Source organism: Enterococcus crotali (genome assembly GCF_000633635.1).
In the GTDB taxonomy this organism is placed as follows: Bacteria; Bacillota; Bacilli; order Lactobacillales; family Enterococcaceae; genus Enterococcus_L; species Enterococcus_L crotali.
Genome location: NZ_AYPQ01000009.1, coordinates 114,233 through 130,765, shown reverse-complemented (window position 1 = coordinate 130,765; position 16,533 = coordinate 114,233). Strand labels below are relative to the sequence as shown.

Below are 16,533 nucleotides of genomic sequence, written 5' to 3'. Positions count from 1 at the left end.
TAAAAAAATATGAAAACAAATAAAACAACGAAATTATTAAGTCTTGGTCTAATCAGTCTATGTGCACTATCTTTGGGATCACCAACTGTATTAGCTGCTGATCCAGAAGCTAATACTAAAGCAGATGTTAAATTTACCGAAGACACTGGGACAGTTGACCCAGAAAAACCTGAAGTAACAGATCCCACAGATCCAGATAAAGAACCCGGAATCGTTGATCCAGGCGGCGAAGGCGGCGGTGGTAACGGAACAAAATCATTTAACATCAACTGGGTATCAAATTTTAAATTTGGTGAAATCAAAATCGCTGGTAGCACAATGTCAGCTTACGCTCAACCAACAACCTTAAACTGGGCAAAAGAAGAAAATGGTGATTTAGTACCGACAGGCGAAAAAACAGTTGGTCTAGCAAACTTCCTACAAGTAACAGATAACACAGGGAAAAATGCTGGTTGGACTGTAAATGTTACAGGAACACCATTCTATGAATTAGATGCTTCTGGAAAAGAAATCCAAGCCAATGAGTTAGCTGGCGCCGCAATTACTTTAGAAGACCCACAAATCGTTGGTCTTGCAGAAAGTGCTGACTTAGCACCAATTTCAACACTTTCACCAAGTAAAGATATCTTGGATGGTGGTGCGAACAAAGTCTTCGAAGCAGCTTCTCAAAAAGGACAAGGAACTTGGTCATTAACATGGGGAGCAGATACAGACAAAACGAGCCTTAAAGGAATTACAGTTGCCGGTAATACAACAACAGGTAAAGCAACTTCAGGTGTTAAATTAACAGTACCTGTAACAGCGAAACCAAAAGCAGAAAAGAGCTACCGTTCAAGCCTTGAGTGGGTATTGACAACTGCACCTTAAGAATAAATGTCAGCTAGATTATGAATACAAGTTCAATCAAAAAGATGTGTACAGAGGAGAGAATTAACTAATGAAAAAAATGACGTTAGCCGGTTTAGGTGTTGTACTGTTTAGTACATTAGCTTTAGGAAGTCAAACAGCTCTAGCAACAGTAGAACAACCAGAGGCAAATAGTGAAGCAACCGTTCAATTTGAAGCAAATACAGATCCAGAATTACCACCAGTAGTGATACCTCCTGTCGGTAATAAAGATGATGAGGCTGCCATTGATTTAGATGGTAGTGACGGTTCGATTGGTGACGGAAATCCAAGTTTCAATATCGCATATGTGTCTAATTTCCGTTTCAATGAACGGACTGCTGCCGATACGGACTTTACGAAATTTAAGCCAATTAAATTAAATGCCAATGGGATGACTTTATGGGCTAAAGGTACGCAATTAACACTAGATAAAATCGACAAAACTGGTGAAGTGATTACGCCAAAAGAATCAACTGTTTATGAAAATATTCCTAACTTCGTTCAAGTAGTGGACAACCGTGGTAAATTAAGTGGCTGGAATTTAGAAGTCGAAGCAGGCGCATTTAAAGGCAAAGATGCTGATGACAAAGAAGTTACTTTAAAAGGTGCGACAATTACATTAACGGAACCTACGATTAAAGGACCTGCTGGAATTACTGTGCCAAGTGCTTACGCACCAACAACATTTGCTTCTGAACAAGAATTAACTACAGATGCAGCAAAACCAATTTTAAATGCTGCACCTAATGCAGGAATTGGATCTTGGTCAGTGAAATTTGGTCAAGAAGAAACATTAGCTGGTACTAATTATGAAACATTAGTAGAAGATACAGGTGTGAAATTAACGATCCCTGCTACAGCTGAAGCGAAAGCGAATATTGCTTATAAAGCAAACCTAAAATGGACGTTAACAGATGGACCAAAATAAATAAGAAACAACGACCTGAGTAGGAGGAATACTCCTACTCTACTAATTATGGAATCAATAAAGCTAGATATCGGAAGTTATTCGGAGGGGAAATACATGAAAAAAGTAACATTATTAACAGCAACATTAATCGCAGCAAGTCTTTTAGGTGCTCAATCCGTACAGGCTGATGAAACAGTTTATCCAGTCAAAGCTAAAAGTGATGCAACAGTTATCTTAGAAGCAGACGATGGGACAGATGGAGTCATCACTGGACCTGGTGGCGGTGAAGATGGAGGAACTGGTGGTGAAATCACACCTCCAGACGGCGGTGAAGGTGGCGAAGGCGGCGTGGTGGATCCAGGCCAAAATTCTTCTTTACGTTTAAGCTTATTAACAGCTTTTGACTTTGGGACAATCAAAAAATCTGGTAATACTGAAAGCTACTTAGCCAAATTACCAACACCAAACTTCGTTGACGGCGGCATAAGCGCACGTCCAAACTTTGTTCAAGTAACTGACAACCGTGGAAATTTAGCTGGTTGGAAACTTACTGCCAAAATTGCAGAACAATTTACAAATGGTGAGACAACATTAAATGGGAGTGTAATCACTCTAACTAATGGCTGGACACAACCATTATCAGCTGATAATGATTCAGCACCAACAGTAAATACAGGTTCAATCGTCTTAGGAACAAATGACTCAGCGAATATCGCGACTGCTCCAGCAGGCAAAGGAATAGGAACTTGGAATATCTTATACGGAACACTTCATGCTCCTGAAAAAGCAACTCTAGGAGATGCTGCTAACAGCGTGAAATTAACGATTCCTGGTAATATCCAGAAAACAGATGGTACGTACACAGCAAAAGTTGAGTGGACATTATCTGATTCCCCAACTAGATAGATCAACAATATGCTAGACAATTTAAAGTATGGATAACTTGAACGATTCATACTTTAAATCTACTCTAGTATGAAATTAAAAATGTTTATCCAAGGGAGTAACGAGATGAAAAAACAACTAATACTTGGTGTGTTATTGATCTTGTTGACAATGCCGGTGAAAGCATCCGCACAAGAGGAAATCAGTACAGGTTCTAATGCCTATGTCACAATCGAAAAATACTCGGGAGATGGCGAACAGCCTGTCAACCCGACAGATCCCAATGAGATAGTAAAACCTGGTCCAAATACCGATGGGACCAATCCACATCAACCAAGTACTAAAGGACCTTTAAGCTTGAATTACATTTCTAACTTGAAGTTTGGCACGCAAACTGCCAATGGGAATGACGCCGTGTATCAAGTGAAACCTGATCGTGTGATCGATAGCAAAGAAGCAGAAATCGAGGTACCGAACTATGTTCAGGTGACGGATCACCGAGGCACTAATTCCGGTTGGACGTTACTGGTTAAGCAGGATGGCGCATTTAAAAACGGTGCACATAGCTTAGCAGGGACAGAATTGGTCTTTACTTCACCAGTTTTAGCCAGCAAATCAGGAAAAGACACGACATCACCTTCAGCCAATGCTAATTTTACTTTAACAGCAGATGGCAACTCAGAGATGGTCATGTATGCAGCAGCAGATCAAGGGATGGGAACCTGGGTCGACCGTTTTGGCAAAGATTTAGAAGAAGCAAAAACGGGTATCCAATTAAAAATACCTGGTGATTCTAAAAAAGTCGCTGGTTTTTATCAAACAAGTTTAACCTGGACTTTAACCGATACACCATTTACAGAATAAGAAAAACTGAAAAGTACGAGTCACTAGTAATAGGAATAATCATCATCAGTTCCTTAAGGATAGCTCTTTGTTTCAGTTGTTTGTGGGTAAACGAATAAAGATGAGCCAAAGAAAAGAGGAACTGAAGATGAACAAATATATTAAATCGATGATCGTGATCATGAGTATCATGGTTATGTACGTCCTGGGAACAGAAGCGGTATCAGCTGAAGAAATGAATTTTTCAGTTGAGGCCCAGTTACCAGAGAACCAACTTGACAAAAATAAAACATATTTTGATTTAAGAGTGTCACCAGGTACGAAAGAAGAATTAAAAGTTGAAATCAAAAATAATAAAGACGAAGAAGTAACGGTTCAAATCCAAGCCAATACAGCAATTACAAACGATAATGGGGTAATCGATTATGGCGAGGTCAAACCTAAACTAGATAAATCGTTAGAAACACCATTTGCCAGTATTGCCAAGGCAGATCCAGAAGTCGTTTTAGCACCAAAGGAAAAGAAAATCGTGACGATTCCAGTCGAAATACCAAAAGAATCATTTAATGGGATCATCTTAGGTGGACTTTACTTTACTCAAAAAGAAACAGGGACAGAAGAGAAAGCTGAGACAGGAATGCAAATTGAAAATAAATTTGCTTATGTAGTCGGTGTTCGTTTGTCTGAAAATGATGAAGAGGTCGAGTCAAATTTAAACTTATTAGATGTAGCAGCAGGACAACGGAATTATCGTAATGTAGTTGTGGCAACGTTACAAAATCCAATGCCAAGAATTTTAGGACAAATGACTGTTAAAGCACAAGTCTTCACTGAAAATGATTTAAATACACCAATTTTTACAACCAACCAAGAGAACCTAAACATGGCACCAAACTCAAACTTTGGCTATGGAATCAAAATGGCTAATAAAGCGTTTAAACCTGGAAAATATGTCATGAAAATGACTGTTGAAGCAGATGGCAAGACATGGCCATTTGAAAAAGCCTTTGAGATTACAGCCGATGAAGCGAAAAAATTCAATGATGAAGCGGTTGACTTAGTAGAAGAACCAAACGATTATTTAATGTACATAATCATTGGAGGCGTCATTTTAGTTGTAATTATTATCGGTTTGATCAGTTGGATGGTGTATCAAAAACGTAAAAAAGAAGCAGAAAGAAAACGTAAAGCCAATAAAAAAAGAAAACGTAAAAGCAAAAGTAATGGGGAGAAAAGAAAAAGACCGTTAGATTAGGGAAAAAATAGAATCAAAGAAGTTAGTGATCTGCTGGAAGTGATCAGTTGTGAATTCCAGCGGATACAAGACTTCTGTTTTATTTAACAGAAAGGGTGACAAAATATGTACAACATAGGGATCGTACAAGCAAGTGAACAGAGCGATGATACATATATGAACCAACTAACTCAGCCGACGTATCACATGCATCATTTGACAAGAGAAGAAGTACTGAATACTGCTGACGAAATGGATGCATTGATTATAGAAGAGTCTTCTATTTTAGGATTAAAGCATACCTGTGAGTTGATTTTGGAGCTGAGACGAAACTGTAAAGCCTTGATTTGGGTCGTTTCAAAGAATCAAACGAAAACCAATAAACTAGTCTATCTACAGCTAGGAGCGGATGGGGTGTTGGATGAAGAAGAGGAACAAGAAGTATCACTTTTACAATTTACGAATCTGTTGAAACGAGTAAAAGGGGAAAACATTTCAAGCGGCCATGGAAATAGCTTAGAACCAACAAAAAACGCGAAAGTACCGATCCAATTGATTGCAACGAATTTAAGTGTTATATTGAAAGGAAAAGTCGAAGTAGCATTGACCAAACTAGAATTTGAAATAATTTCTTATTTAGCAGAGCATTCAGGTAAAGCCATTACATATGAAGAAATATATGAAAATATTTGGAACGAAGAATTTGGCGATACAGAATCAGGAAACAAACAATATCGTGTCAGCAATCTAATTTTCCATCTGAGGAAAAAACTAGAAGTCAATTCGGCTAAACCAGAATATATCAAAACAGTTCGTTCAAAGGGATACATGTTAGTACCATAAGAAATAGAGAATAAGGAAAAAACTGTGTGAGCAACCGATTTAAGGTAGGCTATTCATACAGTTTATTTTCAGTTTTCTTATTTTTGTTATAGCTTATTTATACTATAGATAAATGGATTTTTGGTAAAAAAGAAAAAGAAGTTCAAGTATGAGGTTCCTGCCAGATACTTGAGGTGCCAATAGTTATTTATATGTAAAGTAGATGAAGATAAGAATCAGTGAAGTTGGTTTTATTCTTGTAAGTCTATTTCTCGCATTTAAATGGATAATCAAAATACGTAACTGGCTAAAAGTGAGTGGATAAAACAAACAATTTCTCGTTTGTTTTATCCACTCACTTTTCTTACATCAAAACCTCTTACAACTCTTCACCATTACTCTTAATCACTTGCTGATACCAATCAAATGATTTCTTCTTAGAACGCGTCAATGTCCCTTGCCCGTCATTATCCTTATCCACATAGATAAACCCATACCGTTTCTTCATTTCACCAGTCCCCGCGGAAACCAAATCAATAAAGCCCCAAGCGTATAGCCAATCAATGGAATACCGTCAAATTCAACCGCTTCTTTCATCATCTCAATATGAGCCTTCAAATAATCGATCCGATATTGGTCGTTGATCGTGCCAGCTGGTTCAATTTCATCGATCGCACCAAAGCCATTTTCCACAATGAACAAAGGCAATTCATAGCGCTCATTAAACCAGTTCATCGCATAACGCAAACCAAGCGGATCGATTTGCCACCCCCAATCAGATGCTTCTACATAAGGATTCTTAACTAAATCTTGCGACTCGTCGTAATCGAAAGCAGGACCCTTATCGTGATCTTTAATTGCAAATGACATATAGTAACTAAAACCGATATAATCCACACAACCATGCGCTAAATCAGTCAAATCCTGTTCCGTAATATCTAAATCAAAGCCTTTACGAGCCAAATAGTTTTCAATAAAGCTAGGATAATGGCCTCGTACATGAACATCCGTAAACCAGTAACGTTTTTGCATTGCACTGACTGACATCATCATATCTTTTGGATCGCAAGAATATGGGTAAATAGGGCACATCGCAATCATACAGCCGATTTGGAAATCAGGATTGATCTCATGCCCGATTTTAACCGCTTGCGCACTGGCAACTAACTCGTAGTGAGCAGCTTGATACATGATTTTTTCACGATCTTCGCCTTCTTGATACTTGATGCCAGAGTTTGTAAATGGAGCAAAATCTTCCGCATAGTTCGCTTGATTGTTGATTTCGTTGAAGGTCATCCAATAAGTGACTTTATCTTTGTACCGTTCAAAACAAACACGAGCAAACTTTGAAAAGAAATCGATCATTTTACGATTACGCCAGCCGCCATATTCGGTGACTAAATGATAAGGCATTTCAAAATGAGACAAGGTAATCACCGGTTCGATCCCGTATTTTAAACATTCATCGAATAAATCATCGTAAAATTGCAAACCTTCTTCATTTGGTTCTGCTTCATCCCCATTTGGGAAAATTCGTGTCCAAGCAATCGATGTCCGGAAACAATTTAATCCGAGATCAGCGAATAATTTCACATCTTCCTTGTAATGATGATAAAAATCGATGGCTTCATGGTTAGGGTAATTTTCGCCTTCTAACACGCCGTCTGTGATTCGTCTAGGCACGCCATGAGCGCCGACGGTCATAACGTCAGCAACGCTGACACCTTTACCACCTTGATCCCAACCACCTTCTAATTGATGAGCCGCAACAGCACCGCCCCAAAGGAAATTTTCTCTTAAAATTGACATATGATCTACTCCTTTTACTTACAAATTTATTCGTTTTTATTTCTAATTCATGATTGAACATTAAAATCACTACACAGCTGGGAGGAATTAATTGAACGGAATCAGCTGTGCAGTGATGTTTAAGTCAGTTTAGAACGGATGTTTAAGATTCAGCTTCAATTTCTTCTAACACTTCTTCTGTAATAGGTTGATTTGTTTCTTGTGCATAGTTGATAGCATCCATTTTTCTAGCGAACGGTAGGTAAATAAAGAATCCTAACGTTAAAACAAATACTTGTAGTAACGCTGCTTGCCAACCACCAACTAACAATCCAGAAATAATCGGAGGTGTTGTCCAAGGTACTTGAACCGCTGTGAATAAAGGCACTAAACCAGTATATAGAGCAAAGTAAGTAATAACAGATGACACGACAGGCGTTAAAATAAATGGAATCGCCATGATCGGATTCATTACGATTGGTGTGGCAAAAGTGATTGGTTCGTTAATATTGAACACGGCAGGACCAATAGACAAACGACCTAGTTGTTTGAATTGGGCAGATTTTGCAAAGAACACCATATAAACCACTAAACCAAGTGTCATACCAGCACCAGTGACTGTTAAAAATTGATCTAAGAATTGTTGGGTTACGATATGACCACCGTTTGCAACAGTCAATTCTTTACCAGCTTTTAAAATATCTGTATTTTCTAAAGAATTGGCTTGTAAAATGGGTCCCATGATTCCTCCAACAATCGTTGAACCATGAACGCCGAAGAACCAGAAGAGTGGAATTAAGAAACCAAGGACTAATGCCCCACCTAATGAGTCTGTAACCCCTTGAAGTGGCGATTGCAACACTTCGTAAATAAAATCGAAAAACGTGGTTTTAAAGACTTTATCAAAGAAAATATAGACAAACATCGCACCTGTAATCAAGGCTGCAGCTGGAATTAATGCTGTAAATGAATTCGCTACGTTTTCAGGTACGGCTTCAGGTAATTTAATGCGAATATCATGACGCAAGAACCAGCTGTATACCCAGCCAACAATCAAACCAACGATGATCGCTGTGATCATTCCTTTACCAGCTGTCCAGTCTTTGTTGATGATGTTGCTAATCGTCACACCGCTTTTTTCATCGGTGATTTCAGAGGACATAAATAAGATAAAGACAACAAGGGAGATCATTCCAGCGGGTAGACCTTCAAAACCTTCAGTTTTTACATAAGAATAAGCGATCCCGATAACAGCAAAGACCGACATAATGGCAAAAGAAGCACCGTACGCTTGATTGAAGTAAACGGCAAGACCACTATCAGTAACCCAGTCTGCAAACGATTTAAGTGGGAAATTGGCTAACAGTAGAAAAATCGAACCGACGATCGTAAAGGGCATCGTATACAACATACCATTTCTTAAAGCTGTAATCGCTTTAGTATTAACGAATTTTAAAACGGGTGGTAGAACTTTCTCATTGATCCATTCATTCATTCTAAACCTCTCCTTTGGCTAACTAAAGTAACGGAAAATAATTGCTTGTAAGTGGTAGTTCAATAGAGCGGCCGCTCTGATTTAAATATATTGAATACGTTTACATTTTTACTATAAAAGAATTTCAGTTTATTTTATATAGGTTAGGAACATTGAGAAACATGTACCGAGTAAAAAACAACTTATTCCCAAAAAAAGCTAAGTCAAAGGTAGTTAGCTCCGTTGGAAATAAGTTATTTATTCGTATTTAGAGGCCGAGACAAAAGTGTTTAGCTCCGAGAAATAAGCTGCCTTTTTCCTGCTGTTTATTCGGTTTTAGAGCGCACATCAAAAGTAATTTTTACTTTTGTCTCACACTCCTTTTCAAGTTATTTTTTTATTGCTGGTAATTGCAAAGTTATTTTTCTATTTTGGAAATCGATAAGCTGAATATTGTAGGTACCACCAATACCATAAGCTGCTGATTGATACAGTTCGCCATAACTAGCACCAATAAAATGATCGATGTCTGCTAGTGTTTCCCAAGGTCCTACAAAGACTGCGTAATCACCAGCAGGTATGGTGAAGGTATCCTCACCATTGTGTTCTTCAACAAAAAAATAAGCGCTTCCGTCTTTTAAGGTTGGATCATTGATGATCAATGCACGTACACTATCTTGATTTTTGGGTAAAATTTCTTGTTTTCGACGATTTGCTGCAGAAAATTCTTCTGGAGTTTGAGGTATTTTCATTGTGTATTGTTTACCTGTGATTGTTTCTGGCTCTAAATGATTCATAGTAAATGACATGATGATCTCTCCTTTGGGTGGATCAAAATAGTTAAAATCGTTGAACCGTTTTTGATCGTTTCAAAAAGAATAGCAACAGGTGGACTGTTTGTCAAAATAATTGATTGGATCCATACTTATGCTAGATTTCATGCTTCAGATAGTTCTTTGCTTGCTTGGTGAGCTAGTAGTTCAATGAGGGCAATGACAGGGATTTGCGTTGTGATATTAACAGATGAATCTGCATAAACAGAGCGTTCATCGGGCATATAATAGGAAATATTGTAATCTGCCAAACGAGCTATCGTTGAATGCTCATCGTTAGTAATACTTAAAACTTTTGCTCCAGATCGCTTTAATTCGGCTACCTGTTTGATCAATTCAGATGTCTCGCCTGACACAGAAAGAATGAGAGCTAAGGTATTTTCAAAACCGCGTTGAGGAATCGGGGTAAATGGATCACCAATACTATACGCATTGATCCCCATATTGGCGAAATAGCGGCTACCATAAGTGCCCAAAATCCCACTAGTACCAAGACCTGAAAAAACAACATGACGAGCTGAGATAATCATCTGAATTGCTGGCTTTAATGTCTCATAATACGTTTGTTGATTGAGACGCTTCAAAAAAGAATCGACATGGATCGTAGCATCATAGAATTGCTCAAAAACCTGCTGTTGTTGTTCTTTTTTTACCCCATATTTCAATTCTGAAAAACCATCAAAGCCCATTTGCTGCAAAAACGTAAAATCGTTGAGGTAGAAACATGACAGTTTGCGGAAAGCTGGCGAATGGTCAAGCGTGGAATAGTATCCATATGTTCTAAAACATAATGATAAACAAGCATTTCCAACTCGTTTAACGACTGGACTTTTTCTAAATCAAACAAAAAGATCCCTCCTACACAAAAGATAACAAGGTTGGAACAAAAGCTTATTTCCAAAGGAGTTGCTTTTGTTTCAACCGTTTATTCGGATTCCTTGAGACTGGGAGGTGACTCGTAGAGCTATGTCCCAACCTCGTTACCATTTATTGTACAGGAAAGGGCGGTATTTCGCTTGTGATTACTATTTTCTACGCGCCTACATACTTTTTATTCTTTTTCCTATGAAATTGTTGATAAAGCAAATAACCGATCAAAGCAAAAAATAATGGACCGACTAATAACGTCAGACTCTGCAGATAATCTCCTCGTGTGATCGGCTGATATAATTGAAAGCCGATTGCTAAGATAATACTCACGATCACACTGCCACTGATCAATGAACCATTGATCGTTGACTGAATCAAAGCGGACGCCGGGTCTTGAGCCAATTGTTTTTTCTTAAAGGCTGGGTAAGAAAGAGCGACTAATAAATAAGGGATGGCTCGAGAAATATTAGTCATCAATGTCAGCTGATTATACAAAAAAACTACATATTTACTACCAAAACTGATTCCTATGATAAACAAACTGATCAATATTCCTTGAATCAACAACGCATAAATGGGCATATCATATTTATTTTTTTGTTTCAGACGAGGATGCCAGTAATGCTTTGGCGTCCCTTCTACCAATGTACGGATCGGCAGATAAAAAATAGTTGATAATAAACTGATATAAGAAAGCAACAAGGTTAAAGCTGTAAATCGAATAAATAATTGGGCCAACCATTGTGTTTGAAGTGGCGGCAAGGCCAATGAGCGACCAACTGAAACCCCTAAATTTTCCATTAACTCATACATTAAATTGCCTAAATGAATACTGCCATTCTCCTTCAGAGTAGTCAAATCAGTACTACCACTCCATAAAAGAATCCCGAAAAAATAACAAATCACTACTAAAATACTACTAATGATCAATAACTTTGGAAACCGTGTTTTTTGTTTCCCAGTTTTATCAACCAGACTGGCGATCGTATCTAATCCACCGAAGGCAGTGATTGCAAAAATCAAAAAGGCAAACTGCTCAATCACGGTTTGACCAGAAGCATTGTTCGTTTGACCAACGTTAAAACTGGCAGCCAGATTTGGCAAAATAGCTGACTGATTTTGAATCCATAACCATAAATTGCTACCTAGACTAACGGTAATCAACAGGGACATCATGATGCCACTCAAATATAACACAGAAGCGATCCCCTTAAAGCCTTTACTGACGAAAAATAATGTCGCTAAAACTGCTAAAATCGATAAAATACCGATCATAACGGGTGTAGAAAGAAACGGCAGCGAACTACTTTTTTTAGTTAAGTCGTGCCCAAAAAGTAAAATAGAAGAGGGAATCCATAATTTCATAAATAGCTGATCATCCAAATAAAATAACTGCAGTACCACAAAAATGCGGCAATAAATGCAACTTTTTCAGAAAGATGCCCCTCTAGCCATTGATATAATCCGCCAATATGATTTTTATAAACACCTGTAAATTCTGCTATAATAATAGCGTAGGGAATAAAGTAAAAAAGAGCAACGCCAATAAAATAAGGAAAAGCTTTGATTCCCATCAAAAAGAACGCTGTTGTCATACTAGAAAAAGAAAAAACGGTCATCGTAATAATCATGATTAAACGTTTGGAACTAAAAGTTGTTGTTGTTTTCATAAAAAAATCCTTCTAAAATATGATGATGTTGGCTTAAGGATAAGAGAATGTTTAACAGAAAACAAGCTTTTTATTAAAAATTAGGGAATAGGAGTAGTCAAACAAATGATGGAGGACATCCAACAAAGAATCAATCAACTAAAAGAGGAGCTCCAAGTCGATTTTGTCGCTTTGGCACTTTCCACAATTAATGAAAAGACGAAGGTCCGTGTGATTCGCTGGGAATATGTTGCTGGGAATACAAACCAGAATTACAAAAAAATCCGTCTACAGGTTGGCAAAGGAATTGGCGGGATTGTTTGGCGGACGGGTCGCTGTTATCAGGCAAATGATCTACAAGAACAGCCAGAAAAATTAGTGGAATTACCAATTACTCGAATGGAAAAATTGGAAACCATTGCTGCTTTTCCTGTAATGAAGGCAGGCGAAGTAAAGGGCGTTTTATTACTGGGGTATCGAAAAAAAACGAAAGTTACAGAAGAATTTTTGATTGCTGCTAAAGACAAAACAAATGAACTAGTTGTTTATTTATAGGTGAAAAAGATGAAAACGAATATAATAGAAAAACTATTTGAAGAAGCGAAAGATAGTTTATTTTTAATTGAAGACAATACGTGTATCAGACGCAATAAAACAGCGGCTCAATTAGAAGTGACCTATTCATTTCCTTTAGAAAAAGTGTTGGAAATTGCCAGAGGAGAAGGCTGTATGCTTCATTCTACTATGGAAAAATGTTTGGATTGTGAAGTCAAGGCTGATTGGGATCAGACAGCATTTCCCTTAGTGTTAGAAACGATAAATGGTAAGCAAGAACAATTCAGTGGTAGCTACACTGTGATTGATTCCAAGACTGCCTTGTTAAGTATTCGGCGGGTGGCTATTCAAGATCGTCTGCAACAGGTCATTCAAAATAAACGGTTGATCGAATATGTAAATCAAGCCCATGAAAATGAACGCCGAGCGATCTCTCAAGAACTGCATGATGGGCTAGCGCAAAGTATTTATAGTTTGATGTTGGAAACGAGACAGCTGAAATGGAGCGGGGAATCAGCGGATTTACCGACTAAATTACAGAAAATCGATGAAGATTTCGTTGCATTACTTGGTGAAGTAAAACAACTTGCGGTTGATTTACGGCCGACCGCCTTGGACGATTTAGGACTGGTTCCGGCGATTGAAGCCTTACTACATCGTTTAACAGAATCAACAGGTGTGGAGATTCATTTTATTCCGATGATCGAACATAGACGGTTTGTGGAAAGTGTGGAAGTCATCACGTACCGTGTCTTGCAAGAAAGTGTGATGAATAGTGTGAAACATGCGGATGTAAATGAGCTGTGGGTAACCTTAAGCGAGCAACAACAGCACTTAGTACTTACGGTTCGGGATCATGGTAAAGGATTCGATCTACAAAAAGTAAATCAGCATAGCAACGGATTAGGTTTGCTACATATGCAAGAAAGAGCGGAATCGATTGGCGGACAGTTAGCGATTCAGTCAGAAGAAACAGAAGGAACTACGGTGACATTACGTTTGCCTATCCAATTGGAGGTAATACAATGAACATTATAATAGCAGATGATCATGCCGTTGTGAGAAGCGGATTACGTTTGTTGCTCGAATCTCAAGAGGACATCACTGTCGTAGGCGATGCGGCCGATGGTACAGAGGCTTTTTTACTACTCGAAAAATATCCAGTTGATGTTGTATTGATGGATATGCGAATGCCGCCTGGGGAAAATGGACTTCAGACAACGAGGCGAATCAAAGAGCATTTTCCTAATGTAAAGACCATTATTTTAAGTATGCACGATGAAGAAGAATATGTTCGAACTGCTTTAGATTATGGTGCAAAAGGATATATTCTAAAAAGTTCACAGGACACTGTATTATTAGAGGCAATTCAACAAGTGTTAAAAGATAAAATTGTGATCGATCCATTATTTGGCGAGTATGATCAGGAAAGTTGGGGCAACGACAAGGATACAGCAGAAAAAGATGCAAAATATGAGCGACTCTCAAAAAGAGAACGGGAAGTCTTGCCATTAGTCGCTTTAGGCTATAGTAATAAAGAAATTGCAGAACGTCTATTCATTTCCGTAAAGACAGTTGAAGTCCACAAATCCCATGTAATGAAAAAGTTAGACTTTGACACATTTAGTGAATTATTGCAATATAGTATGAAACATCAATTAATCGACTTATGAGGTGAGAAAAAATGATTGGTATCCTTTACGTATTTCACGGTAGTCAAAAAGCTGAAAAAATCAAGCAGCAATGGATTTTATCCAACAATTAAAAACAAGACTTGATCCAAGTTTTTTCCAAGCGACGGCCTTTTTAGAAAATCATTCCGACACGATTCCCAAAGTTGCCAAAGAGATGATCAAAAACGGTGTTACTAAAATGATCGTTGTTCCTGTGTTATTATTTGCAGCTAAGCACGCTTTAGTGGATATTCCAGCTGAGCTTGAGGAAGTAAAAGCTCACTATCCAGAGGTTCAATTTAGTCAAACTGAAACTTTTGGCAGTAAGAAGGGCAGTCGCCAAGTTTTGTTGGAGCGATTTCAAGAAGCAGCCGATACTTATCCAGCTGAGCCGTTAGTGGGTATTTTAGTTGCCCATGGAACAAAGCAAACGGATGAACCGCAACAAGTGTTAACTGAAATTGCAACTGAAATCCAGCAACAAGTGGGCTTTTCAATTATCCCAACAAGTTTAAAAGGACAAGAAGATTACCTAGCAGATATCAAAAAGCAATTGTCGAATGAGACAAAAATAGTAATTGTTCCTTTCTTTTTATTTGATGGACACTTGATTACGATCATGAAAAATAAATTGACCGAAGCCTTTCCAACAACAGATTTTACGATCACAAGAACATTAGAATTTGACCCACGTATCCTAAATGACTTAGAACAAATCGTCAAAGAGGCCGTTACATGTATCCAATAATGCTTGAATTAACAGATAAGAACATTGTGATCATTGGCGGCGGTCGGATCGCATTACGAAAAACGATAGGAATTTTAAAGGCTAAAGGGCAAGTGACATTAGTCGCACCAACATTTTTAGCTGAATTCAATGAACTAGAACGTGTAACGTTGATAAAAGCAACATACACTGCTGATTGTATCAAGGAAGCTCAGTTGATTTTTGCCTGTACAGATTCTAAAACCATCAATCAACAAATCGTCAATGATGCTTCTGAACACCAATGGGTCAATGATTGTAGCCAGAAAGAAAATAGCGATTTTTATAATATGAGCACGATTGAAGACAAGGAGTATCTAATAGCCTTGTCTTCTTATGGGCAAAATCCAGCTGCAGTGAAAGAGAAGAAAAGAGAGTTAATAAAATTGTTGGATGAAAATTCAATATATTAAATAAAAAGGTAGGAAAAATGAAAATGAGTGAGTATTATTTAATTGAAAAGAAAAATAAAACGCTAGGAAGGACTGTTTTGATTTCTTTTTTTGGCGTTGTTGGTTGGCTTATAGTATGTGGTATTTTTATGAATATCAATGAAACGTTGATTATGTTCGCTTTTTTTGCAGGTGTTATTTTCTTTGGCTATTATTTTGTTAAAGGAATTTATTTGACGATTAAGGGGAAAAAATTGGTCAGCTGGACACCAGAACAACTAACGATCTATTCAATTTTTGCAAATAGAGCAAAGTATTCGATTCCTTGGGACAAAATAGAAAGCATCAGTTATGCCTATGAACAAGGAGTTATTTTTATTAATGACGATAATGCCTATAAAGAACTAGGAATAAAAACAAGTAAATTAAATCAAAAACTTCAAGCAAAAAATGGGGTCTATTTCAACTATAAAAATATCAAGGGTTATCAAGAAAAGGAAGTCTTGCTATATCTGAGATCTCTCTTGCAAGAATATGCGCCAAAAGAATACGTTGAAGAAAATAAATTGGAAGAGAAACAACCGATTGACCAAAAATCCGAAATCAACAAAGATGAAGATAAACCAACAAAAGGCGGAATGATTCGGGGCGTCATAGTAGCTGCCGCTCTTATTTCCATTGTGTTGTTTGTACTATTGTGGATAATCAGTTTATTTTCTGCTGGGATCAGAGAATCTAGAGCAGTTGAAATTATCAATTTTATTTTAGAAGCATTCATTGCTTTAGGACTTGTGTTAGTTATGTTTGATGCATACAGTTCAAAAGGAAAGGTCACCAACGAGCAGAAACTGAAAGAGAAAGAACTAGAAAAATAAATAGAATATTTTGAGAAGACGGTGACTATTAGGTAATTCCCTAATAGCCACCGTCTTTCATTCTTGCTATTCTAAA

General features: G+C 37.7%; 16 protein-coding genes and 2 pseudogenes. 12 read left to right on the top strand and 6 right to left on the bottom strand.

Going from position 1 to position 16,533, the window contains the following annotated elements:
• Positions 1-9: 9 nt before the first annotated feature.
• From V192_RS0117760 to V192_RS0117735, 6 genes are all read left to right on the top strand, one after another.
• The gene (locus tag V192_RS0117760) at positions 10-867 is read left to right on the top strand and encodes a WxL domain-containing protein (protein WP_025873621.1); all 858 of its coding nucleotides are present in this window, start codon (positions 10-12) and stop codon (positions 865-867) included.
• A gap of 70 nt (positions 868-937) precedes the next feature.
• Positions 938-1,816, top strand: a complete 879-nt coding sequence (locus V192_RS0117755) for a WxL domain-containing protein (protein ID WP_025873620.1) — start codon at positions 938-940, stop codon at positions 1,814-1,816.
• 96 nt (positions 1,817-1,912) lie between these two features.
• Positions 1,913-2,704 carry a WxL domain-containing protein gene (locus V192_RS21035; protein WP_025873619.1) on the top strand — a complete coding sequence of 264 codons (792 nt, stop codon included), beginning with the start codon at positions 1,913-1,915 and terminating at the stop codon, positions 2,702-2,704.
• Between the two features lie 105 nt (positions 2,705-2,809).
• Positions 2,810-3,547, top strand: coding sequence for a WxL domain-containing protein (locus tag V192_RS0117745; protein ID WP_025873618.1), 738 nt, complete (start codon positions 2,810-2,812; stop codon positions 3,545-3,547).
• Positions 3,548-3,674: 127 nt separating this feature from the next.
• Positions 3,675-4,781, top strand: coding sequence for a WxLIP family cell surface protein (locus V192_RS0117740; RefSeq protein ID WP_025873617.1), 1,107 nt, complete (start codon positions 3,675-3,677; stop codon positions 4,779-4,781).
• Positions 4,782-4,886: 105 nt separating this feature from the next.
• Positions 4,887-5,603 carry a winged helix-turn-helix domain-containing protein gene (locus tag V192_RS0117735; RefSeq protein WP_025873616.1) on the top strand — a complete coding sequence of 239 codons (717 nt, stop codon included), beginning with the start codon at positions 4,887-4,889 and terminating at the stop codon, positions 5,601-5,603.
• Positions 5,604-5,961: 358 nt separating this feature from the next.
• Here the strand turns inward: V192_RS0117735 and V192_RS20630 are convergent.
• The 6 genes and pseudogenes from V192_RS20630 to V192_RS22475 form a co-directional block, all read right to left on the bottom strand.
• Positions 5,962-7,391: pseudogene (locus V192_RS20630) on the bottom strand (6-phospho-beta-glucosidase).
• Between the two features lie 142 nt (positions 7,392-7,533).
• A complete protein-coding gene (locus V192_RS0117725) occupies positions 7,534-8,865 on the bottom strand; it encodes a PTS sugar transporter subunit IIC (RefSeq protein ID WP_025873615.1) in 1,332 nt (443 codons plus the stop codon).
• A 368-nt stretch (positions 8,866-9,233) separates the two neighbouring features.
• Positions 9,234-9,653: an effector binding domain-containing protein gene (locus V192_RS0117720; protein WP_025873614.1), complete on the bottom strand. Its 420-nt coding sequence runs from the start codon at positions 9,651-9,653 to the stop codon at positions 9,234-9,236.
• A gap of 128 nt (positions 9,654-9,781) precedes the next feature.
• Positions 9,782-10,524 (bottom strand): annotated as a pseudogene (locus V192_RS20625) (MurR/RpiR family transcriptional regulator).
• Positions 10,525-10,709: 185 nt separating this feature from the next.
• Positions 10,710-11,912: an APC family permease gene (locus V192_RS20620; RefSeq protein WP_239644734.1), complete on the bottom strand. Its 1,203-nt coding sequence runs from the start codon at positions 11,910-11,912 to the stop codon at positions 10,710-10,712.
• Entirely contained in the window at positions 11,909-12,217 is a 309-nt protein-coding gene (locus tag V192_RS22475; RefSeq protein ID WP_239644733.1) for an APC family permease, read from the bottom strand. Before V192_RS22475 ends, V192_RS20620 begins: the two co-directional genes overlap by 4 nt.
• A 105-nt stretch (positions 12,218-12,322) precedes the next feature.
• Here V192_RS22475 and V192_RS0117700 point away from each other — a divergent pair, with 105 nt between their 5' ends.
• From V192_RS0117700 to V192_RS0117675, 6 genes are all read left to right on the top strand, one after another.
• Entirely contained in the window at positions 12,323-12,751 is a 429-nt protein-coding gene (locus V192_RS0117700; RefSeq protein ID WP_025873611.1) for a GAF domain-containing protein, read from the top strand.
• Positions 12,752-12,760: 9 nt separating this feature from the next.
• Positions 12,761-13,780 carry a sensor histidine kinase gene (locus tag V192_RS0117695; RefSeq protein ID WP_025873610.1) on the top strand — a complete coding sequence of 340 codons (1,020 nt, stop codon included), beginning with the start codon at positions 12,761-12,763 and terminating at the stop codon, positions 13,778-13,780.
• Positions 13,777-14,424, top strand: a complete 648-nt coding sequence (locus V192_RS0117690) for a response regulator transcription factor (RefSeq protein WP_025873609.1) — start codon at positions 13,777-13,779, stop codon at positions 14,422-14,424. The genes V192_RS0117695 and V192_RS0117690 overlap by 4 nt, the downstream gene beginning before the upstream one ends.
• A 70-nt stretch (positions 14,425-14,494) precedes the next feature.
• The gene (locus V192_RS20615; RefSeq protein WP_239644732.1) at positions 14,495-15,172 is read left to right on the top strand and encodes a sirohydrochlorin chelatase; all 678 of its coding nucleotides are present in this window, start codon (positions 14,495-14,497) and stop codon (positions 15,170-15,172) included.
• Positions 15,160-15,603 (top strand): precorrin-2 dehydrogenase/sirohydrochlorin ferrochelatase family protein, encoded by a 444-nt coding sequence (locus V192_RS0117680; protein WP_025873608.1) that lies wholly within the window; start codon positions 15,160-15,162, stop codon positions 15,601-15,603. Before V192_RS20615 ends, V192_RS0117680 begins: the two co-directional genes overlap by 13 nt.
• Before the next feature lie 23 nt (positions 15,604-15,626).
• Positions 15,627-16,457 (top strand): STM3941 family protein, encoded by an 831-nt coding sequence (locus V192_RS0117675; RefSeq protein ID WP_025873607.1) that lies wholly within the window; start codon positions 15,627-15,629, stop codon positions 16,455-16,457.
• Positions 16,458-16,533 lie beyond the last annotated feature (76 nt).

Bases quoted from the DNA above. Each gene is read 5' to 3' on its own strand.
- V192_RS0117760 (WP_025873621.1), top strand. From the start codon at position 10: ATGAAAACAAATAAAACAACGAAATTATTAAGTCTTGGTCTAATCAGT.
- V192_RS0117755 (WP_025873620.1), top strand. From the start codon at position 938: ATGAAAAAAATGACGTTAGCCGGTTTAGGTGTTGTACTGTTTAGTACA.
- V192_RS21035 (WP_025873619.1), top strand. From the start codon at position 1,913: ATGAAAAAAGTAACATTATTAACAGCAACATTAATCGCAGCAAGTCTT.
- V192_RS0117745 (WP_025873618.1), top strand. From the start codon at position 2,810: ATGAAAAAACAACTAATACTTGGTGTGTTATTGATCTTGTTGACAATG.
- V192_RS0117740 (WP_025873617.1), top strand. From the start codon at position 3,675: ATGAACAAATATATTAAATCGATGATCGTGATCATGAGTATCATGGTT.
- V192_RS0117735 (WP_025873616.1), top strand. From the start codon at position 4,887: ATGTACAACATAGGGATCGTACAAGCAAGTGAACAGAGCGATGATACA.
- V192_RS0117725 (WP_025873615.1), bottom strand. From the start codon at position 8,865: ATGAATGAATGGATCAATGAGAAAGTTCTACCACCCGTTTTAAAATTC.
- V192_RS0117720 (WP_025873614.1), bottom strand. From the start codon at position 9,653: ATGTCATTTACTATGAATCATTTAGAGCCAGAAACAATCACAGGTAAA.
- V192_RS20620 (WP_239644734.1), bottom strand. From the start codon at position 11,912: ATGAAATTATGGATTCCCTCTTCTATTTTACTTTTTGGGCACGACTTA.
- V192_RS22475 (WP_239644733.1), bottom strand. From the start codon at position 12,217: ATGAAAACAACAACAACTTTTAGTTCCAAACGTTTAATCATGATTATT.
- V192_RS0117700 (WP_025873611.1), top strand. From the start codon at position 12,323: ATGATGGAGGACATCCAACAAAGAATCAATCAACTAAAAGAGGAGCTC.
- V192_RS0117695 (WP_025873610.1), top strand. From the start codon at position 12,761: ATGAAAACGAATATAATAGAAAAACTATTTGAAGAAGCGAAAGATAGT.
- V192_RS0117690 (WP_025873609.1), top strand. From the start codon at position 13,777: ATGAACATTATAATAGCAGATGATCATGCCGTTGTGAGAAGCGGATTA.
- V192_RS20615 (WP_239644732.1), top strand. From the start codon at position 14,495: ATGGATTTTATCCAACAATTAAAAACAAGACTTGATCCAAGTTTTTTC.
- V192_RS0117680 (WP_025873608.1), top strand. From the start codon at position 15,160: ATGTATCCAATAATGCTTGAATTAACAGATAAGAACATTGTGATCATT.
- V192_RS0117675 (WP_025873607.1), top strand. From the start codon at position 15,627: ATGAGTGAGTATTATTTAATTGAAAAGAAAAATAAAACGCTAGGAAGG.